The following is a 19,242-nucleotide window of genomic DNA, read 5'->3' as shown; positions in this document are numbered from 1 at the left end:
CGGTGGGCCCGGGCGACGCATCCGCCCGGGCCCGCACCCACCAGCAGTTCGGAGTACGCACCGTGACAGTCCTCATCGGCCAACTCTTCACCGGCGTCAGCATCGGGGCGGTGCTGCTGCTCATCGCGCTCGGTTTGGCCCTGACCTTCGGCCAGATGGGCGTGATCAACATGGCCCACGGCGAGTTCATCATGGCCGGCGCCTACACCACCTACGTCCTGCAGCAGGTCATCACCGCGGCCGGCTGGTCGCTGCTGATCGCCCTGCCGGTCGCCTTCGTGGTGGCCGGCGCGATGGGGGTGCTGCTGGAGATCCTGCTGATCCGTCGCCTCTACGCCCGCCCACTGGACACCCTGCTGGTCACCTGGGGCGTGTCGCTGATCCTGCAACAGCTGGCCCGGGACATCTTCGGCAGCCCCAACGTGCAGACCCGCGCACCGGAGCTGCTCACCGGCAACGTCGCGCTGCCCGGCGGCATCACCGTGGCCAACAACCGGTTGTTCATCCTCGCCCTCGCCGGCGGCGCCGTCGTCGCGTTGACCCTGGCCCTGCGGGTCACCCCGCTGGGCCGCCGGATCCGGGCCGTCGTGCAGAACCGGGACCTGGCCGCCGTCTCCGGTATCCCCACCGCACGGGTCGACCGGGCGACCTTCTTCATCGGCTCCGGCCTGGCCGGCATCGCCGGCGTGGCCCTCACCCTGCTCGGGCCGATCGGTCCCACCATGGGCACCAACCTGATCATCGACGCCTTCCTGGTCGTCGTGGTCGGCGGGATCGGCCAGCTCAAGGGCACCGTCATCGTCGCCTTCGCCCTGGGTGTGCTCCAGGCCAGCGGCGAATACCTCACCACCCTCAGCGTCGCCAAGGTGATGGTCTTCATCGCCATCGTCGCGTTTCTCCAGTGGCGACCCCAGGGCCTGTTCACGCTGCGCACCAGGAGTCTGGCATGACCACCGTCGCCCGAGATCCCGTCGCCGCCGCCGACCCCGCGCCGGCACCACCGACCAGACCGGCGGCCGGACCATCCCGCCACCGCTACCGGGCCGCCGCCGGATTCGCCCTCGGTGCGGCCCTGCTCTTCGCCGTCGCCCCACTGCTGCTGTCGGACTTCCGGCTCTCCCTGCTGGCCAAGTACCTCTGCGTGGCCATGGTCGCGGTCGGCATCGGCCTGGCCTGGGGACGTGGCGGCATGCTCACCCTCGGCCAAGGGGTCTTCTTCGGCCTCGGCGGCTACGCGATGGCCATGCATCTCAAGCTCGCCGACGCGGGTCCGGGCAACATGCCCGACTTCATGACGTTGTACGGGCAACTCGACGAACTGCCACTGTGGTGGCGACCGTTCGCCAGCCCATGGTTCGCCCTGCCCGCCACGGTGCTGCTGCCGATGGCGGTCGCCTTCGTGCTCGGGTCGCTGGTGTTCCGCCGTCGGGTGCGCGGTGCCTACTTCGCCATCCTCAGCCAGGCCCTCGCCGCCGCCATGGTGATCCTGCTGATCGGCCAGCAGGGCACCACCGGCGGCACCAACGGGCTCACCGACATCCGCGGCTTCTTCGGCTACGACCTGAACGACCCGGTCAACCAACGGATGGTCTACTTCATCATCGCCGGCACCCTGCTGGCGCTGCTGGCCCTGACCCGGCACCTGATGCAGAGCCGGTACGGCGAACTGCTGGTGGCCGTGCGCGACTCGGAGGAACGGGTCCGTTTCCTCGGCTACGACCCGGCCACGGTGAAGGTGGTCGCGTACGTGGTCGCCGCCGGTATGGCGGGGCTGGCCGGGGCGCTGTTCGTGCCCGCAGTGGGGATCATCTCCCCCGCGTTGATCGGGATCGTGCCGTCCATCGAGTTCGTCATCGGCGTCGCCGTCGGCGGTCGCGCCACGCTGCTCGGCCCGGTACTCGGGGCGGTCGCGGTGGCGTGGGCGCGTACCGCCCTGTCGGAGCGGTTCCCGGGCACCTGGACGTACCTCCAGGGTCTGCTGTTCGTGGTGGTGGTGGCCTTCCTACCCGGCGGCCTGGCGTCGCTGATCGGCCTGGTGCGCCGCCGTGACCGGGAGCGGCCCGACGGCGAACCGGGACCCGGGCGGTGGCAGCGGCTGCGGCGGCGCCGGGAGGTCACGTCGTGACCGGGCAGGTACCCGGGCTCTACCTGCGAGACCTGCGGGTGAGCTTCGACGGCTTCACCGCGGTCGACGGGGTGTCGCTCGACGTCGCTCCCGGCGACATCCGGTTCCTGATCGGGCCCAACGGCGCCGGTAAGACCACGCTCGTCGACGCGGTCACCGGACTGGTCCGGGCGACCGGTTCGGTACGGTTCGGTGACCGGGAGCTGCTCGGACGTCCGGTGCACCGGATCAGCCGGCTCGGCGTCGGCCGTACCTTCCAGACCTCGACGGTGTTCGAGGAGCTGACCGTCCTGCAGAACCTCGACATCGCGGCCGGGGCCCGACGCGGCTGGGCGACGCTGCTGCGCCGTCGTCACGGTGTGCCCGACGAGGTGGCCGAGGCCCTCGACGTGATCGGTCTGGCCGGCCGCGCCGACCAGCTCGCCGGCACCCTCGCCCACGGGCAGAAGCAGTGGCTGGAGATCGGCATGCTGCTGGTGCAGGACACCCGGTTGCTGCTGCTCGACGAGCCGGTGGCCGGCATGAGTCACGAGGAACGCGACGCTACCGGGCAACTGCTGGAGAAGATCAGCCAGGACCGTACGGTCGTGGTGATCGAGCACGACATGGACTTCCTGCGCCGCTTCGCGCGTACCGTCACCGTGCTGCACGGCGGTCGGGTGCTCAGCGAGGGCACCGTCGCCCAGGTGCAGGCCGATCCTCGCGTGCAGGAGGTCTACCTCGGTCACCCGGTCGACACCGGGTCGGCCCCGACACGGACGGAGCCGTGATGCTCGCGATACGCGGGGTGTACGCCGGTTACGGGCGCAGCCGGGTGCTGCACGGCGTCGACGTGTCGGTACCCGGCGACGGGGTGGCCACCGTGCTCGGACACAACGGAGCCGGCAAGTCCACCCTGCTGCGGGTGGCCGCCGGCCTGCTGCGTCCCCGCGCCGGACGGGTCGAACTGGACGGCGAGGACATCACCCGGCTCGCGCCCCACCAGCGCGTCGCTCGGGGTGTCGCGTACGTGCCGCAGGGGCAGCAGTGCTTCCCGCACCTGACCGCGGCGGAGAACCTGCGCCTGGTCGCCGACGGCCGGCGCGACGGCACGGTGGCCATCTCGGAGGTGCTGGACCTCTTCCCGGCGCTGCCACCGTTGCTGCGTCGGCGTGCCGGGCTGCTCTCCGGCGGCCAGCGGCAACAACTCGCCATCGCCCGTGCGTTGATCACTCGGCCCCGGTTGCTGATGCTCGACGAACCGACCGAGGGCATCCAGCCCTCGGTGGTGGCCGAGATCCAGGACCGGATCGTGGCGCTGATCGCGCAGACCGGGTTCAGCGTGCTCCTCGTGGAGCAGCACCTCGGGTTTGCGCTGCGGGTTGCCGACCGCTATCACGTGCTGGAGTCCGGTCGGGTCACCTCCGCCGGAGAGGGCGGCGGCGCGGCCGAGCACAGTGTCCGGGCGGCCCTGGCCGTGTGAACGCTCTTCCTTTGGTGGTCATGAACCTCTAAAATGACGTGGAAGCGCTCCCGCGGTCTCGGGCACGGCCGTCGTCGACGTTCCTCGTCATCCACCACCAGAGGAAGTCGCATGTCCGTACGTACCGCACTCGCGGCCGTCGCCACGGCCGCCACAGTCCTCCTCGGCCTCGCGGCCGCCGCACCTGCCGCCACCGCCGCTCCCAACGTCGGGACAGCCGCGGCACCCACCACCGACTGGCTGCACACCGACGGCAACAAGATCGTCGATGCGGCGGGCAACCAGGTATGGCTGACCGGGGCCAACTGGTTCGGCTTCAACGCCAGCGAGCGGGTCTTCCACGGCCTGTGGTCGGGAAACCTCGAATCGATCACCCGGGCGATGGCTCAGCGGGGCATCAACATCGTCCGCGTGCCGATCTCCACGCAGCTGCTGCTGGAGTGGAAAGCCGGCCAGACGACCGCCCAGCCGAACGTCAACACCTACGTCAACCCCGAGCTCGCAGGCCTGAACAACCTCCAGATCTTCGACCACTGGCTCCGACTCTGCGAGAAGTACGGTCTGAAGGTCATGCTCGACGTGCACAGCGCGGAAGCCGACAACTCCGGCCACGTCTACCCGGTGTGGTGGAAGGGCAGCATCACCCCCGAGCTGTTCTACCAGGGCTGGGAGTGGATCACGAGTCGCTACCGCACGAACGACACCATCGTCGCGATGGACATCAAGAACGAGCCGCACGGCACCCCGAACGATCCGCAGCGGGCCAAGTGGGACTCCAGCACCGACCAGGACAACTTCAAGTACGCCTGCGAGACCGCAGGCCGGCGGATCCTGGCGATCAACCCGAACCTGCTGATCCTCTGCGAGGGCATCGAGGTCTACCCGCGAGCCGGTGCCACCTGGAACTCACCCAACACCAATCCTGACCGCAGCCCGAACTACCACTACAACTGGTGGGGCGGCAACCTTCGGGGTGTCGCACAGCATCCGGTCAACCTCGGCGCACAGCAGGACCAGCTCGTCTACTCGCCGCACGACTACGGGCCGTTGGTCTACGAGCAGCCCTGGTTCGCCGGTGACTTCGACAAGGACTCACTCACCAACGATGTCTGGCGGCCGAACTGGTTCTACATCCACGAACAGAACATCGCGCCGCTGCTGATCGGCGAGTGGGGCGGCCGGCTCGGTCAGGACGCCCGGCAGGACCGCTGGATGGCAGCGCTCCGTGACCTGATGGTCGACAACGGCATCCACCACACGTTCTGGTGCCTCAACCCGAACTCCGGTGACACCGGTGGTCTGCTGCTCGACGACTGGGCCAGCTGGGACGAGACGAAGTACAACCAGATTCTCAAGCCGGCGTTGTGGCAGCACAACGGCAAGTTCGTCGGCCTCGACCACCAGGTGCGCCTCGGCGGCGCCAACTCCACCACCGGCATCAGCCTCACCGAGCGCTACGCCGGTGGCACCGGGCCGGGGGACACCACCGCGCCGAGCACGCCCGGTCGACCGTCCGCCAGCGACGTGACCGCCTCCACCGCCACCCTCAGCTGGGCGGCTGCCACCGACAACGTCGGTGTCACCGGGTACGAGGTGCTCCGGGCCACCGGTTCCGGCGCCGCCACCGTCGTCGGCACGGTCTCCGGCACCACCTACCGGGCCACCGGCCTGAGCGCCTCCACCAGCTACACCTTCACCGTGCGGGCGCGCGACGCCGCCGGCAACGTTTCGGCGGCGTCACCGCCGCTGACCGTGACCACCCCGGCCGGCACCGGCAACGCCGGCTGCTCCGCGACGTACCGGGTGGTCAGCTCCTGGCAGGGCGGCTACCAGGCGGAGGTGACCGTCGCAAACACCGGCCCGGCGGCGATCACCGGCTGGACGGTCAGCTGGACGGCACCCACCGGCACCACGGTGTCGTCACTGTGGAACGGCCGGCTCACCACCTCCGGCAGCACCGTGACGGTTCGCAACGAGCCCTACAACGGGCAGTTGGCGGCCGGCACCAGCACCACCTTCGGGCTGACCGGCACCGGATCGGGTACGCCGACGAACATCACCTGCACCGCCTCCTGAAACGGGACGGCCCCTGCCTCCCGCTCCCCGCGAGGCAGGGGCCGCCCGGCGGTGTGACACCACTCGGACGGCCCCGCGCGGCCCGGGCCTGGGTGGACCGCGTCCCTCGTGTCCGCATCGCGGCTCGGTCAGGCCAACCGGATGGCGTCCCCGTCGACGGTGACGTTCGCGGCGGGCAGCGGGGCCCCGGCGGGGCCGCTGCGTACCGACCCGTCTGCGATGTCGAACACACTGTTGTGGCAGGCGCAGATGATGGTCCCGTTGGAGACCGAGGTGACCGTGCAACCCTGGTGGGTGCAGGTGGCCGAGTACGCCTTGATGTCACCTGCGGTCGGCTGGGTCACCACCACCCCGGCGTCGGCGAAGACGGTGCCACCGCCGACCGGGATGTCGGCGAGCGTGGTGAGTGCCGGTGCGCCCGGATCCGGGTCGCCACCCGGGGCGGCGGTGCCGGCCGGGTCGCCGCTGGCGTCACCGGCCGATGATGCGGCCGGAGGCGCGGGTGCCGCCGTCGGCTGACCGTACGTCGCACACCCGGTCAAAGCGGCCACACCCACCGCGCCGGTGCCGGCCAGCAGGGTTCGTCGCGACCGGCAGCAGCCAGCCTGCTCGTGGTTCATTCGAGGTGCCTTGCCTTTCCGGGAATCAGAACTGGACGCCGAACGTGGTGAAGTACCAGACCGAAGAAGTCAGGAAGACACCGATCAGGGCGACGAACACGACCCCGCCGACGGTGGGCAGCACCCACCCGGCGAGACCCCGCTTGGGTAGCGTCAGCATCTTCGTGGCGAACGTCCCGAAGAAAAAGCAGCCCAGCAGGGAGTGCAGCAGCGTACGGGTGTCGTAGTCGGCGAAGCCGAGCGCGTACAGACAGTGCACCGCGACCGGTACCGTGAGCAGGAACGCGATCCGCCCTGACCAGCGGTGCGCCGGACCGGCCCAGGACGGCGACAGCCCGCCCAGCCGACCCCACATGGCCAGCGCGGAGAGCAACTGGATGACGGCGAAGAACGCCGCACCGGTGCCGAGCCAGACCTTCACCGTCAAAGGTGAGGAGAAACCGGCGACGTTGACCGCGATACCGGTGGGGGTGTGGGTGCGCCCGTAGACACCGAGCGCCACCGCCACCGCGGCCCCGACGACAAGCGGCACCAGCAGTGAGGTTCCCTGTCTCGGGACACTCGGCGGCGGGCCGTCGAAGTCGCGGAGCACCTCGACGGTGGGCTCGGGTGCCCGGCGGGGCACGGTGCGTGCCCCGCCGTTTCGGTGCTGGGACATCACCGTGCCCCGGGGACTACCGGTTCGGCGACGAGGGTCACCCCGTTGACCACGGTGCTGGTGAAGGCGGGGTCCAACGGTGGTGCGGCGATGGGCTTGCCGTCCCAGGTGACGATGCCGATCTGGGTGCCGTCGGGCAACATGATCCAGCCTCCGTCGAAGCCGGCCTTCCGGGATTCGTCGGTCACCCGGTAGATCGTCGTGGCGATACCCGCACCGGACTTCACCACCGCATCCTCGGTCGAGGTGTCGTCGGGTCGGGCGGTGAACTTCCAACGCCGTACGCCGACGACCATCTCACCGGAGGCACTGTCGCCCCGGATGATGCCGGTCAGCTTCGCATCTTTGCCGGTCAGCTCGATCTTGCCGTCGCGGACGCTGCCGGACAGCCACAGTTCCATCTCCTTGCCGTCGCAGACGTACGCCTCGGCTTCGCCGTTGTTGACGGTGATGGCGATGGTGGCCCCGTTCTCGAGCTCACCGATCCAGTTCTGTTCGACCGATGTCACCTCGGTACCGGCCGATGAGGCGTCAGGATCGGTGGGCGGTGACGTTCCGGCCGGTCGTTGGGCGTCGTCCAGGTCAGCTTCGGGTGTGACCGCATCAGGGTCCACCTCGACGTCGGCATCAGCCTCCACATCAGCCGGCGGTGCCGGCGTGGTAACCGGTGGTCCACCACCGGCCACGGATTGGGTGCCCGGCGGGGATGCCTGTGCACTCATCGTGAACAGCACGGCAGCCGTCACCGCCCCCGACAGGAGGGTGAGCAACGGGGTCAGGCGCTTCATGGGCCACTCCCTTCGCCCAGGACATACGGTCGGCGGTGCCGGGTCGGTTCAATCGGCGTCGAACAACCTCCGCGCGGCTGCTCCGCTGCAACTGGTCTGATCTCCGCCGCGCCTGGTCCGTGCGGTGGTCGCGGGCTGCCGCTCGGGCCACGACACGTGTGCGGAAGGACCTTCACCGCACTGCCGACAACGACTACCATTGCGTTTCCTGCTGGTCCGGCGCGGGTCAGCCGTCGACGAGATGGGGTGGGGGCGATGGCCGCCGAGACCGAGACCGCTGCCGGGGGTCGGGGCTTGCTCCGGTCGCTGGTGCGCTCGGAACAAAGCCGGCTCGCCGCCGCTGTGCTGCTCGCCGTCGCGGCAGTGGCGTGCCAGCTCGTGCCGTACCTGATGGCCTACCGGGTCGCGGTGGAGCTGGTGAGTGAAGCGACCCCCGACGGTGACGCCCTGATCCGCTACGCCGTGATTGCCCTGGTCGCCATCGCGGCCGGCACCGCCCTGATGGGCGGGGCGCTGGCGATCAGTCACATCAGCGCGTACCGCCTGCTCCACCGACTGCGCCAGCGCATCGCCGAACGGCTCGGGGTCCTCCCGCTTGGTGAGGTGACCCGTCGCGGTAGTGGCGGTGTCGGCAAACTGGCGATGGAGGACGTCGAACGGATCGAGGTCTTCATCGCGCACATGCTGCCGGATGCGGTGGCCGCGCTGACCGTGGTCGCCGCCACCACCGTGTGGCTGTTCGTCATCGACTGGCGGTTGGCCCTGGCCGCGGTGGCGGTTGTGCCGCTGGCGATGCTCGGCATGCGGTGGGCCACCCGCGGCTCCGGTGCCTGGGTCGCCCAGTGGCACGGTGCGGGCATGGCCATGAACCAGGCCGTCACCGAGTTCCTGCATGGGATCAAGGCGGTCAAGGTCTTCAACCGGCAGACCGACACGGTGGCCCGGGCCACCGACGCGGTGCGACGGTACGTCGACGCCGAAACCCAGTGGGGCAGAGCCTTCCTGCCGGGCGGTGCGGCGTACTTCACGGTGATGGCGGCCAACGCGGCGGTGGTCGTGCCGGTGGGCCTCCTGCTGTACCGTGACGGCGCCGTGGACCTGCCCACTCTGCTGCTGTTCCTGTTGCTGTCCCTGGGCTACACCGCGCCGTTGACCAAACTCACCGGCTACGGTTCGCAGCTGCGCCAGGTGCGGTTCGGCACCGACGAGATCGCCAAGCTGCTGGACACCCCGGAACTGCCGGACACCGGCCGACGGCTGCCCCTGGGTCAGCCGGCCGTCGAGCTGACCGACGTCTCGTTCGCCTACCATCCGGACCGGGACGTGCTGACCGGAGTGTCCATCAAGGCCGAGGCGGGCCGCGTCACCGCGATCGTCGGCCCGAGTGGTTCGGGTAAGACCACGGTCGCCCGTCTGGTGTCCCGCTTCTTCGACGTGTCCGCCGGGAGTGTCCGCGTGGGTGGCGTCGACGTCCGCGAGATGGCCGTCGACCAGCTGATGGACACCGTCGCGGTGGTGTTCCAGGACCCCTTCCTCTTCCACGACACCGTCCGGGCCAACCTTACCCTCGGGCGACCCGACCTGGACGACGAGGCCGTGCAGCGCGCGGCCCGCGCCGCCCGCTGCCACGACTTCATCCTGGCCCTGCCGCAGGGGTACGACACGGTGGTCGGTGAGCGGGGCGCGACGCTGTCCGGCGGTGAACGTCAACGCCTGTCGATCGCCCGCGCGCTGCTCAAGGACGCACCGGTGGTGGTGCTCGACGAGGCCACCGCCTCCACCGACCCGGAGAACGAGCTCTGGATCCAGGAGGCGGTGGCGAACCTCGCCGCCGGGCGGACCCTGCTGGTGATCGCCCACCGGCTCACCACCGTCCGCGACGCCGACCAGATCGTGGTGATGAGCGATGGTCGGGTGGTCGAGACTGGACGGCACGACGAACTGCTGGCAACCGGCGGCACCTACGCCGGGCTCTGGGCCGACGCCACCACCAGTGCCCGATGGAGTCTCGGAGTCAGCGGCGACCGGAGCGGAGCACACGCATGACGACCCACACGTCGACGTCGGCCAGCCCGTCGACCGGCACGGTGGCCGGGCGCACCATCGCCCTGATCCGGCGACTGTGGTCGCTGTCCGATCCGCGGCTGCGCCGCCAGCAACTGTGGGGCATCGCCGCCCGGATGGCGGCGGCGGTCTGCACCGCGATACCGATCTGGCTGCTCGTGGTGGTTCTGCAACGGTTGCGGGAGGCGAACCTCGGCGGACCGGAGATCAGCCAGCGCGAGGTGCTGTGGTGGAGTCTGGGCGTGGTGGCCGCAGTGATCGGCCAGTTCGGCTTCGATCTGCTCGCCCAACGGCAGAGCTGGGTGGCGTCCTTCGAACTCCTCGGGGATCTGCGTCTTCGGGCTCTGGAGCACCTGCGCCGGTTGCCGCTGGGCTACCACACCAGACGGCAGAGTGGTGACCTCACCGCTCTCGTCACGCATCACCTCAGCGAGCTGGAGCCGGTGGTGTTCGGGGCGATTCCCACCATCATCGGAGCGGCCCTGCTGCCGATCGTGATCGCGGTCGGTCTGCTGCTGGAGGACTGGCGGATGGGTCTCGCAGCGCTGGCCACCATCCCACTGGCGATGCTGGTCTACGCGTGGTCACAGCGCACCTTCGCCCGACTCGCCGCCGAGCGTGCCGAGGCAAGCGGTCAGGCCGCTGCCCGCTTCCAGGAGTACGTCTCCGGGATCGCCGTCGCACGGGCACACGGAGCCACCGGGGACCGGGCCGGCCGCCTCTCCCGTGCCCTGCTGCGGCACCGGGACGCGAGCACCGGGCTGGTCAGCCGGTTGGTGGTGCCGCTGGTGCTGTTCCTCACCGTCATCGAGCTGGGCCTGCCCGTGGTGCTCCTGGTCGGCGCCTTCCTGCTGATCGGTGGCGACCTGGCACCGGCCACCTTCCTGGTGTTCGCGGTGCTGTCGCTGCGTATCCACGGCCCGCTCCGCGCGATGGGGGAGCAGACCGAGAGCCTGCGTGTGGGGGAGGCGGCCGTCGACCGGCTCGGCGCCCTGCTGGCTGAGCCGGTGCCGGCGGAGATTCACAGCGGCAGGGCTCCGCAGGGGCACGACGTCGCCTTCGAGGGGGTCTCCTACACGTACCCCGGCGCGAGTAGGCCCGCTCTGCGTGACGTCAGCTTCGAGGCGCCGTCCGGCACGGTGACCGCGCTCGTCGGCAGCAGCGGTGCCGGTAAGACCACCTGTCTGCACCTGCTGGCGCAGTTCTTCGCCCCTGACTCCGGCACCATCCGGATCGGCGGCACCGACATCCGGGAGATGGACACCGCAACCCTCTTCGATGCGGTGACCGTCGTCTTCCAGGACAGCTACCTGTTCAGCGAGTCCGTCTGGGACAACATCCGCTTCGGTCGGCCCGGCGCCACCGACGATCAGGTGCGTCAGGCCGCGGCACAGGCCCGGGTGGACGAGATCGTCGCCCGGTTGCCGCAGGGCGGTGACACCCAGGTGGGGGAGGGCGGAGCCACCCTGTCCGGGGGTGAGCGGCAACGGCTGTCGTTGGCCCGGGCCATTCTCAAGGACGCGCCTATCGTGTTGCTGGACGAGCCGACGGCGGCGATGGACGCCACGAACGAGCGGCACGTTCAACAGGCGTTGTCCGGCCTGATCCGCGACCGTACCGTGCTGGTCGTCGCGCACCGGCTGGGGACGATCCGGCACGCGGACCGGATCGTCGTCCTCGACGACGGCAGCGTCGTCGAGGTCGGGCGGCACGACGACCTGCTCGCCCGGGAAGGCCGATACGCGCGGATGTGGGCCGAGCAGGAGGCGGCCCGTTCCTGGCGGCTCTGACCCCCACGGGCCGGCCACGGCGCCGTGACCGGCCCCGCGGGGGTCAGGTGGCGATCCAGACGTTCTTCGGCCGGAGGAACTCGCGTACCCCGGCCTCGCCGCCGATGCGGCCCCAGCCGCTCTGCCGTACTCCACCGAACGGGGTCGAGGGTAGGACACCGGGCACCCCGTTGACCCAGACACTTCCCGCCGCGACCGCCCGGCTCACCCGGTGCGCCGTGCGCAGGTCGGTGGTGTGCACGTACGCCCCGAGGCCGTACCGGGTGCCGTTGGCCAGCTGCAGCGCCTCCTGCTCGGTGTCGAACGGCGTGCAGGCCAGCACCGGTCCGAAGATCTCCTCCTGGGCCAGTTCGCTGGCCGGGTCGACGTCGGCGAAGACGGTCGGAGCGATGAAGTAGCCGTCTCCGAGGTCGCCACCGAGTCGTTCTCCGCCGGAAACGAGACGGCCCTGCCCCTCGTCTCGGGCCCGATCGACGACACCGAGGATGCGTTCGCAGGCGCCCGCGCTCACCACCGGCCCCATCAGCGTGCGCTCGTCGGCGGGATCACCGACCGGTACCCGGGCCAGCCGCGCGGTGAGGGTGCGCACCACCTCGTCGTAGACCGAGGAGTGCGCCAGCACGCGGGTGCCGTTGGCGCAGCCCTGACCACTCAGCGCGATCACACCGCTCATCGCCATCCGGGCCGCCATCCGGACGTCGGCGTCACCGAAGATCATGTGTGCGGACTTGCCGCCCAGTTCGAGCCCGACGGGGACGAGCCGTTCCGCGGCGTCGGCGAGGATCTTCCGGGCCGTTGGGCCGCCGCCGGTGAAGTGCACCTTGTCGACGCCTGGATGCCGGACGAGCGCCGCACCGCCGGCCGCCGCGCCCGGCACCACGTTCACCACGCCGGGTGGGAAACCCGCCGTCAGGGCCAGCTCCCCGAGCCGCAGGGCGGTGAACGGTGCCAGCTCCGACGGCTTCAGCACGATCGTGTTGCCGGCCGCGAGTGCCGGGGCCAGCATCTGTGCGACGGAGACGAGCGGCCCGTTCCAGGGAATGATCACGGCGACCACGCCGTACGGTTCGTCGAGGGTGTAGTCGAGGGCGCGTACCGGCCAGGTGGGGACGACCTCGCCGCCGATCTTGTCGGCCCAGCCGGCGTTGTAGCGTAGGTGGTCGACCGCCAACTCCGGCATCTTGGACGCGAACTGCCGGGGACAGCCGTTCTCCAGGGTCTGTAGCCCGATGAGTTCCGTGGCGTGCTGTTCGACCAGCTCGGCCAGGCGGAGCAGCAGGTCGCGGCGGATGTTGCCGGGGGTGTTCCGCCAGCCGTCGGACGCCGCACCCGCGGCGCGGACCGCGGCGTCCATCTCAGCCGCGCCACCGAGCGGCACCTCGGCGGTGCTCTGACCGTTGGCGGCGTAGACGTGACGGTGGACGCCACCGGAGGTGGCCGACGTCCGGCTGGCGCCGATGAGGACGCCGGTGTCCGGGATGAGTTCGGTCGGGGCGGCGGTGACAGGCACGTGACGACCTCTTCCGGCTCGGCGCACCACGCGGGGCGGAGCGGTCAGCGGAGTATGTTGCGTTGAATCCTAGTGTAGTTTGTTGCGTTAGGCAGCCCCACCGCAGAGGGTGGTGGCGGATCGCCGGATCGAGGACACCAGGAGGTCGGGTCGTGGCAGGACATCTGTCGTACTTCGAGTTCGGTACCCCGGACGTGGCAGTCGCCAGCCGGTTCTTCGCCGAGCTGTTCGGCTGGCAGGTGCAGGCGCAGGAACACGGTGGTTCGATCGACACCGGGCAGGCGACCGACGGGACGACGACGGTCCCCGGCGGTCTGCACCGGGACCCGGGGCCGCCGCAGCACTACCTCTACTTCGCAGTCGACGACATCGACGCGGCGATGAAGCGCGTGATCGAACTCGGCGGTGAGGTGGAGCCGATGCGCCCACCGACCGAGCAGTGGGGTGCGTTCGTCGAGTGCCGGGACAACCAGGGGCTCGCGTTCGGCCTGCACCTGCCGCCGAAGCCGAAGGACTGACCGGAAGACGGGTGCCCCGCGCGGCAAGCGCGGGGCACCCGTCGGACGAACACCGGCACGTGTCCGCCTGACTACTGTGCGTCGGTGAGGAAGCGGCCCGGTACGTAACCGGTCCGGGCGGTGGAGAGGCCACCATCGACGGTGACCACCGATCCGGTCACGTACGACCCGGCGCGGCTGCACAGGTAGATGGCGGTGCCCACGATGTCGTCCGGCCGGCCGATGCGCTGCAACGGAGTCACGGCGGCGATCTCCTCACCCATCGCCTCGAGTACCCCGGCCATCATCCGGGACGGGAAGCTGCCCGGCGCGATCACGTTCGCGGTCACCGTCGGCGCGAAGTCGTGCGCGAGCATCCGGGTGATGTGATGGATCGCCGCCTTCGCCGCTGCTGCGGAGTACGTCGGCATCTCCGGTACCCGCAGCGCGTCGGCACTACCGATGTTGACGATGCGGGCCGGGTTCTCGGCGGTGCCGGCTGCCCGCAGCAGCGGTGCCAGCTCTCGCACCAGGAACAACGGTGCCTTGAGACCGAGATCGAGCACGCTGTCCCAGGCGCTGGCGGGGAACTGGTCGACCGGCGCGGTCCAGGCGGTGCCGGCGTTGTTGACCAGGATGTCCAGTTTCGCCTCGCGTTCGGCGATCTCCCGGGCCAGGCGCACGCATTCCTGCTCGTCGGCCAGGTCGGCGGGGATGGCGACACAGTCGCCACCGTCAGCCGACAGTTCCTGGGCCACGTCCGCGCAGTCGGACTTGGTCCGGGCGGTGAGGTAGACCCGGGCGCCCGCCTCGACGAACCCCTGGGCGATCATCCGCCCGATCCCCTGGGTGCCGCCCGTGACCAGTGCCACCCGGCCGGCCACCGAAAACAGCTCACTCATGACAACCTCCACAAACGATAAGGTTCGCTATCCGTACGTCGGACTCGACGTGACCTATCCCGGGCCGGCCTCCTCGCCGACGGCGAGCGCGCCGAGTGTGGCGTACGAGTCGCGGCCGGCCACGAAGTGCTGGGTGGCGGTGCGCATGTCACGCAGCCGGCGTTGCAGCGGGGAGGTCTCGTAGATCGCGCTGCCGCCGGCCAGGGTGTGTGCGGTGTCCACGACCTGCGCGCACAGGGTGGTCACCTGCGCTGCGGCAGCCCGCAGCCGTGCCCGCCGTAGCGGCGTCGAGGCGCCGGTGGCCGACTGTGCCTCGACCGCCTCGGCGTAGAGCAGCGCCCGAGCGGCACGGTGCACCGTCTGCGCCTCGCCCAGCCGGTCCTGGAAGACCGTCGAGGTGGCCAGCCGGCGGGCGCTCAGGGCCGGGCGTTTTCCGTCGACGGCGAGCCGGACCAGGTCGGCAAGCGCGCCGTCGGCCAGTCCCACCGCGACCGCACCGATGATCAGACTGGACTGGGCGATGCGGTGCACGGCGTCGTCGTCGCGTGCGGCGACCGCGCGGTGCTCCGGTACCCGCGCGTCATCCACCGCCACGTCGTGGCTGGCGGTGCCGCGCAGCCCCAGGACCCGCCAGGTGTCCACGACGCGGACCTCGCTCGCCGGCACGAACAGGATGCGGGTGGTCGGCACCCCGTCGGGTCCGACCGGGACGCTACGACCGGCGACCAGCACACAGTTGAGGTAGAACCATCGCGCCCGGGGACAGCCGGTGACGAAGGGCCACTGGCCGGTGAGTCGCCAGCCGCCCTCGGTGGTCCGGGCCCGACCCTTGGGGGCCACCGCTCCGGCGACGAGGGTGTCCGGGCCGTCGGCGAAGACGTCGTCGAGCGCGGCGGCCGGACCGCACCGCACGATCAGGTGCGACAGGGCCACCTGGCCGACCGTCCACGCTGTCGCGGCGTCGGCTCGGGCGAGTTGTTCGAGCACGGTGAGGACGTCGGGCAGATCGAGTTGGTCACCACCGTGACTGGCCGGTGCCAACATCCGGAAACAACCGGCGGCACGGAGATCGTCGAGGAGGTCGTCGGGAAGCCCGCGCCGTTGCTCGATCTCGTCGGCCCGTTTCGCCACGCGGGACGCAAGCTCGGCCACCCGTGAGCGCGTTGGGTTCACGTCCGCTCCTCCTGTGTCTGGTGTGTCGTGTCCGGACGCTATCTTCCGTGGGCGGGTGCTGTCCATGGCGCGCCCGTCGCGTTAGCGTGTGTGCAGAAAAACAACACACCATTCATGCGCCACCTGGAGGACGCCGATGACAACTCCCACTGACACCGGTGCCCGGGTCTTCGCGGTCCGGATGTGGACCTCGCTGCTGGCCACCCAGGAGCTGCTCTCGACGTATCTCGGTGTCCGACTGGGTCTCTACGAGGACCTCGCCGCTAAGGGGCCCGGCACGGTGGCGGAGATCGCGGAGCGCACCGGTGTCGACCCGCGTTACGCCCGGGAGTGGCTGGAGCAGCAGGCGGTGGCCGGTGTCCTGACGGTGGACGACGCCTCCCGTCCCGCCGAGGCGCGGGTGTTCGCGATACCTGCCGCGCACGCCGAGGTGCTCACGGTGTCCGACAGTCCGGTGTCGATGGCGGCACTGGCCGTGCTGCCGTTGGGCGGGGTGGCGGCGGCCCTGCCGGCGCTGCTGGACGCGTACCGCGACGGCGGCGGGGTGCCCGACGCGGTCTACGGCGTCGACTGGCGGGAGGGCCACGCCGGTGCCAACCGGGCGATGTTCACCCATCAGATGGCCGGTTGGCTGCGTCGCCACGCACCGGACATCCACGCCCGGCTCGCCGGCTCCCCGGCCCGGGTGGCGGATGTAGCCTGTGGGGCCGGTTGGGCGGGCATCGCTCTGGCGCGAGCCTTTCCCGGGATTTCGGTCGACGGCTACGACATCGACGTCGACGTGATCGGTGACGCCCGGCGGCACGCCGCGGAGGCCGGGTTGGTCGAACGGGTGTCCTTCGCCGCCCGCGACGCGGCGGACCCGGAGCTGGCCGGCGGCTACGACCTGGTCTGTCTCTTCGACGCGCTGCACGAGATCTCCCGCCCGGTGGAGGTGCTGCAGGCCTGTCGACGGCTGTGCGCCGAGGGGGGAAGTGTTCTGGTTCTCGACGCGCGGGTGGCGGAACGGTTCACCGCTCCGGCGGACGAGATCGAGCGTTTCCAGTACGCGACGAGCGTGCTGCACTGCCTGCCGGCCTGTCTGAGTCAGCAGCCATCGGCCGGTACCGGCACGGTGCTGCGACCGGAGGCGGTCAGGCGGCTGGCGGTCGAGGCGGGTTTCGCCGCGGTCACCCAGTTGCCGATCGACGACCGCTTCCACCGGTTGTACCGCCTGATCGGCTGAGTTGCCCGCGCCCGGGGCGCGGCCATCGGGCCGGACGGTCGCGGCGGCAGGAAGCGTGCGGGCCGGCCATCCGAGTTGGATGGCCGGCCCGTGGACGCCAGGGAGGTCAGGCCCCGGCGTCGCGTTCGGCGATGCGCTTGAGTACGTGGTCCTGCACCGCACCGAGTGTGGTGATCGACCGGGCGGTCTTCTCGTCGATGGGTTCCAGGTCGAATTCGTCCTCCAGGGCGAAGGCGAGTTCCATCAGGGCCAACGAGTGGAAGCCGAGGTCCTGGACCAGGGCGGTCTCCGCGTCGCGCAGGCCGTCGGGGTTTGGCGCCAGGTCGAGCACGATGGCTTGGACCTGTGCGCGGATCTGCTCGTCGGACTGCTTCTGTCCCACGACCGTCGGGGTCTGCTCACTCATGGTCGCTTCTTCCTTCCGGATCGCCCGGCTCACCGGAGCTGTGCGGTTTGATGGATGGGTAGGGTTTCCGCAGGTCGGGCTGAGCCAACCGACGAGGTTTGGCAGCTGCGCAGCACTGCGGCGAGCACCGGCACCGCCGCTGCGGTCCATCCTGCGACCGCAGTGTCGAGGTCGCCGAACTCTTCCTCCAACACCGCCAGCCCGCGTACCGGGACCACGGCGCCCAACTCCACCAGCAGCGGTCGCAGCCGGGCGTCGGAGACGAAGCGGTGCTGGGCCCAGCCGGCGGTCATCACGGGCACCGCCACGGTGCCCGGGCACAGTCCCTCCCGCGGCAGCATGTCCAGGAAGAGCTTCAACAGGCCGGTGTAGGAGCCCTTGAACGTCGGGCTCACCACCACCAGCAGGCCCGGTCCGCGGACTCGGCGGACCACCTGCTCCAGCGGTGCGTGGGCGGCGGTGCCGGCGAGGAGTCGGGCGGGCAGGTCCGCCCCCAACTCGGCGAGATCAACGACGTACGGGTCGACCAGGTGGACGTCCAGGCCGGCGAGCCCGGTACGCAGCGCCTCGGTGAGGTGCTGGGCCACGGTGCGGGTCCGTGATCCCTGCCGAGGATTGCCGACCAGAACAGTGGTCGGCACACTCACGGACCCGGTCGGTTCGGTCGCCCGCCGGGGTGGGGGTTGCCGGAGGTCGGTCACCGGTCTCCTTCCGGTTCGGCCAGCAGCCCACGTCGGCGCAGGATCGGCAGGACACCCTCACCGAAGGTGTAGGCCTCCTCCAGGTGCGGCTGGCCGGAGAGGATCAGGTGGTCCAGTCCGATGGCGTGGTACTCCTCGATGCGGTCGGCCACCTCGACGTGGTTGCCGACCAGCGCCACGCCAGCACCCGGTCGGACCAGCCCGTAACCGGCCCATACGTTCGGATACACCTCGAGGTCTGCGGTCCGGCCCTGGTGCAGTGCGGCCATCCGGCGTTGTCCCTCGGACTCGGTGCGCCGGAACCGCTGTTGGGCGGCGGCGATGGTCTCAGGATGCATGCCCGCGACCAATCGGTGTGCCACCTCCCACGCCTCCTCGGCGGTGTCCCGGCTGATCACGTGGAACCGGGAGCCGTAGGACAGTTCGCGGCCCTGGGCATCGGCCCGGTCGCGGACCTGTTTCACGAGTTCCGCAAGCGACTCGGGTGGCTCTCCCCAGGCGAGGTAGACGTCGGCACGGCTGGCGGCCACCTGGTGTGCCGCGGCGGAGGAACCGCCGAGGAACACCGGTGGGGTGACCGGATGGGCCCGGGTCAGCCGACCGGCCCGTACCTGGTAGTGGGAGCCGGCGAAGTCGTAGGTTCGGCCTGACCAGGCTCGGGCGAATACGTCGAGGAACTCGTCGGCTCGGGCGTACCGCTGGTCGTGGTCGAGCCAGTCGCCGTAGCGCAGCTGCTCGTCCGGATCGCCGCCGGTGACCACGTTGAGCAGCAGCCGGCCGCCGGACAGCCGTTGCATGGTTGCGGCCATCTGCGCCGCGACGGTGGGGGACATCGATCCGGGGCGGACCGCCACCATGAACTTCAGCCGGCTGGTCCGGTTGGCCAGTGCAGCCGACACCAGCCAGGGGTCTTCGCAGAACAGCCCGGTGGGCACCAGGGCGCCGGCGAAGCCGAAACGGTCGGCGGCGGCGGCGACCTGGGCGAGATAGTCGATGTCCGGTTCGCGGCGGATGTTCTGCGCGGGGTCGGCCGGCGTGCCCTGGGGGGTTTTTGCCACCTCACGGCCGTCACCGTGGGACGGAAGGAACCAGTGCAGGTGAAGTGGCATGTGGACCTTCCTGTCACAGCATCCATCGGCTGAGCGGTAGCCGTCGTACGGTTGGCGGCACCGTCCGCTCCCTGCGCGCTACCAGGTAGGGCTGGTCGAAGCCTCCCAGCAGCCGGATGCGGTGTCAAGAGTGTGT

Annotated in this window: 18 protein-coding genes; 9 read left to right on the top strand and 9 right to left on the bottom strand. The window is 70.4% G+C overall.

From position 1 onward, the window contains the following. Positions 1-2 precede the first annotated feature (2 nt). The 5 genes from urtB to HCA58_RS07810 all read left to right on the top strand — a co-directional run bounded on the left by urtB (position 3) and on the right by HCA58_RS07810 (position 5,663). Positions 3-950 carry an urea ABC transporter permease subunit UrtB gene (gene urtB, locus HCA58_RS07830; protein ID WP_346775905.1) on the top strand — a complete coding sequence of 316 codons (948 nt, stop codon included), beginning with the start codon at positions 3-5 and terminating at the stop codon, positions 948-950. Then, positions 947-2,125, top strand: a complete 1,179-nt coding sequence (urtC, locus tag HCA58_RS07825) for an urea ABC transporter permease subunit UrtC (RefSeq protein ID WP_169597096.1) — start codon at positions 947-949, stop codon at positions 2,123-2,125. The genes urtB and urtC overlap by 4 nt, the downstream gene beginning before the upstream one ends. Beyond that, positions 2,122-2,895 (top strand): urea ABC transporter ATP-binding protein UrtD, encoded by a 774-nt coding sequence (gene urtD / locus HCA58_RS07820; protein ID WP_169597095.1) that lies wholly within the window; start codon positions 2,122-2,124, stop codon positions 2,893-2,895. The genes urtC and urtD overlap by 4 nt, the downstream gene beginning before the upstream one ends. Beyond that, entirely contained in the window at positions 2,895-3,587 is a 693-nt protein-coding gene (gene urtE, locus HCA58_RS07815) for an urea ABC transporter ATP-binding subunit UrtE (RefSeq protein ID WP_169597094.1), read from the top strand. The genes urtD and urtE overlap by 1 nt, the downstream gene beginning before the upstream one ends. Positions 3,588-3,698: 111 nt before the next feature. Further along, positions 3,699-5,663 carry a cellulase family glycosylhydrolase gene (locus HCA58_RS07810; RefSeq protein ID WP_169597093.1) on the top strand — a complete coding sequence of 655 codons (1,965 nt, stop codon included), beginning with the start codon at positions 3,699-3,701 and terminating at the stop codon, positions 5,661-5,663. Positions 5,664-5,791: 128 nt separating this feature from the next. Here the strand turns inward: HCA58_RS07810 and HCA58_RS07805 are convergent, their stop codons facing one another. From HCA58_RS07805 to HCA58_RS07795, 3 genes are read right to left on the bottom strand one after another with little or no spacing between them, the layout of a single operon-like run. Further along, positions 5,792-6,283, bottom strand: a complete 492-nt coding sequence (locus tag HCA58_RS07805) for a Rieske (2Fe-2S) protein (RefSeq protein ID WP_169597092.1) — start codon at positions 6,281-6,283, stop codon at positions 5,792-5,794. A 25-nt stretch (positions 6,284-6,308) separates the two neighbouring features. Continuing rightward, the gene (locus HCA58_RS07800) at positions 6,309-6,941 is read right to left on the bottom strand and encodes a DUF6529 family protein (protein ID WP_205807941.1); all 633 of its coding nucleotides are present in this window, start codon (positions 6,939-6,941) and stop codon (positions 6,309-6,311) included. Further along, positions 6,941-7,729, bottom strand: a complete 789-nt coding sequence (locus HCA58_RS07795; RefSeq protein WP_169597091.1) for a hypothetical protein — start codon at positions 7,727-7,729, stop codon at positions 6,941-6,943. The genes HCA58_RS07800 and HCA58_RS07795 overlap by 1 nt, the downstream gene beginning before the upstream one ends. A gap of 255 nt (positions 7,730-7,984) precedes the next feature. On the opposite strand from HCA58_RS07795, the gene HCA58_RS07790 reads away from it, so the two are divergent. Next, entirely contained in the window at positions 7,985-9,775 is a 1,791-nt protein-coding gene (locus HCA58_RS07790; RefSeq protein WP_169597090.1) for an ABC transporter ATP-binding protein, read from the top strand. Then, positions 9,772-11,583 (top strand): ABC transporter ATP-binding protein, encoded by a 1,812-nt coding sequence (locus HCA58_RS07785; RefSeq protein WP_169597089.1) that lies wholly within the window; start codon positions 9,772-9,774, stop codon positions 11,581-11,583. Before HCA58_RS07790 ends, HCA58_RS07785 begins: the two co-directional genes overlap by 4 nt. Positions 11,584-11,626: 43 nt before the next feature. Here the strand turns inward: HCA58_RS07785 and HCA58_RS07780 are convergent, their stop codons facing one another. Beyond that, on the bottom strand, positions 11,627-13,093 hold the full coding sequence (locus tag HCA58_RS07780) for an aldehyde dehydrogenase family protein (protein WP_169597088.1): 1,467 nt from the start codon (positions 13,091-13,093) through the stop codon (positions 11,627-11,629). A 152-nt stretch (positions 13,094-13,245) separates the two neighbouring features. Between HCA58_RS07780 and HCA58_RS07775 the strand changes: the two genes are divergently transcribed. Then, complete coding sequence (locus tag HCA58_RS07775) at positions 13,246-13,611, top strand: VOC family protein (protein ID WP_169597087.1); 366 nt, start codon at positions 13,246-13,248, stop codon at positions 13,609-13,611. Positions 13,612-13,682: 71 nt separating this feature from the next. Here HCA58_RS07775 and HCA58_RS07770 read toward each other — a convergent pair whose 3' ends face one another. Together HCA58_RS07770 and HCA58_RS07765 are read right to left on the bottom strand one after the other, a co-directional pair. Beyond that, positions 13,683-14,492 (bottom strand): SDR family oxidoreductase, encoded by an 810-nt coding sequence (locus HCA58_RS07770; RefSeq protein ID WP_169597086.1) that lies wholly within the window; start codon positions 14,490-14,492, stop codon positions 13,683-13,685. Positions 14,493-14,546: 54 nt separating this feature from the next. Further along, positions 14,547-15,731 carry an acyl-CoA dehydrogenase family protein gene (locus HCA58_RS07765; protein WP_169597085.1) on the bottom strand — a complete coding sequence of 395 codons (1,185 nt, stop codon included), beginning with the start codon at positions 15,729-15,731 and terminating at the stop codon, positions 14,547-14,549. A 70-nt stretch (positions 15,732-15,801) separates the two neighbouring features. Between HCA58_RS07765 and HCA58_RS07760 the strand changes: the two genes are divergently transcribed. Further along, complete coding sequence (locus HCA58_RS07760) at positions 15,802-16,890, top strand: class I SAM-dependent methyltransferase (protein WP_169597084.1); 1,089 nt, start codon at positions 15,802-15,804, stop codon at positions 16,888-16,890. Between the two features lie 106 nt (positions 16,891-16,996). Here the strand turns inward: HCA58_RS07760 and HCA58_RS07755 are convergent, their stop codons facing one another. Genes HCA58_RS07755 through HCA58_RS07745 form a run of 3 tightly spaced genes read right to left on the bottom strand, consistent with a single transcriptional unit; the run spans position 16,997 to position 19,106 of the window. Then, entirely contained in the window at positions 16,997-17,296 is a 300-nt protein-coding gene (locus tag HCA58_RS07755) for an acyl carrier protein (RefSeq protein ID WP_169597083.1), read from the bottom strand. 29 nt (positions 17,297-17,325) lie between these two features. Then, positions 17,326-17,997, bottom strand: a complete 672-nt coding sequence (locus HCA58_RS07750) for an NAD(P)H-dependent oxidoreductase (protein WP_169597082.1) — start codon at positions 17,995-17,997, stop codon at positions 17,326-17,328. Then, positions 17,994-19,106, bottom strand: a complete 1,113-nt coding sequence (locus HCA58_RS07745) for an LLM class flavin-dependent oxidoreductase (RefSeq protein ID WP_169597081.1) — start codon at positions 19,104-19,106, stop codon at positions 17,994-17,996. Before HCA58_RS07745 ends, HCA58_RS07750 begins: the two co-directional genes overlap by 4 nt. Positions 19,107-19,242 lie beyond the last annotated feature (136 nt).

The sequence above is a fragment of the Micromonospora sp. HNM0581 genome (assembly GCF_012726175.1).
Lineage (GTDB): Bacteria > Actinomycetota > Actinomycetes > Mycobacteriales > Micromonosporaceae > Micromonospora.
The sequence above is the reverse complement of the archived record's forward strand: the minus strand, read 5'-3'. Positions and strand labels throughout refer to the sequence as shown.

Excerpts from the sequence above, each read along its gene's own strand:
- urtC (WP_169597096.1), top strand. The coding sequence starts at position 947 with ATGACCACCGTCGCCCGAGATCCCGTCGCCGCCGCCGACCCCGCGCCG.
- urtE (WP_169597094.1), top strand. The coding sequence starts at position 2,895 with ATGCTCGCGATACGCGGGGTGTACGCCGGTTACGGGCGCAGCCGGGTG.
- HCA58_RS07810 (WP_169597093.1), top strand. The coding sequence starts at position 3,699 with ATGTCCGTACGTACCGCACTCGCGGCCGTCGCCACGGCCGCCACAGTC.
- HCA58_RS07805 (WP_169597092.1), bottom strand. The coding sequence starts at position 6,283 with ATGAACCACGAGCAGGCTGGCTGCTGCCGGTCGCGACGAACCCTGCTG.
- HCA58_RS07800 (WP_205807941.1), bottom strand. The coding sequence starts at position 6,941 with ATGTCCCAGCACCGAAACGGCGGGGCACGCACCGTGCCCCGCCGGGCA.
- HCA58_RS07795 (WP_169597091.1), bottom strand. The coding sequence starts at position 7,729 with ATGAAGCGCCTGACCCCGTTGCTCACCCTCCTGTCGGGGGCGGTGACG.
- HCA58_RS07790 (WP_169597090.1), top strand. The coding sequence starts at position 7,985 with ATGGCCGCCGAGACCGAGACCGCTGCCGGGGGTCGGGGCTTGCTCCGG.
- HCA58_RS07785 (WP_169597089.1), top strand. The coding sequence starts at position 9,772 with ATGACGACCCACACGTCGACGTCGGCCAGCCCGTCGACCGGCACGGTG.
- HCA58_RS07770 (WP_169597086.1), bottom strand. The coding sequence starts at position 14,492 with ATGAGTGAGCTGTTTTCGGTGGCCGGCCGGGTGGCACTGGTCACGGGC.
- HCA58_RS07765 (WP_169597085.1), bottom strand. The coding sequence starts at position 15,731 with ATGGACAGCACCCGCCCACGGAAGATAGCGTCCGGACACGACACACCA.
- HCA58_RS07760 (WP_169597084.1), top strand. The coding sequence starts at position 15,802 with ATGACAACTCCCACTGACACCGGTGCCCGGGTCTTCGCGGTCCGGATG.
- HCA58_RS07755 (WP_169597083.1), bottom strand. The coding sequence starts at position 17,296 with ATGAGTGAGCAGACCCCGACGGTCGTGGGACAGAAGCAGTCCGACGAG.
- HCA58_RS07745 (WP_169597081.1), bottom strand. The coding sequence starts at position 19,106 with ATGCCACTTCACCTGCACTGGTTCCTTCCGTCCCACGGTGACGGCCGT.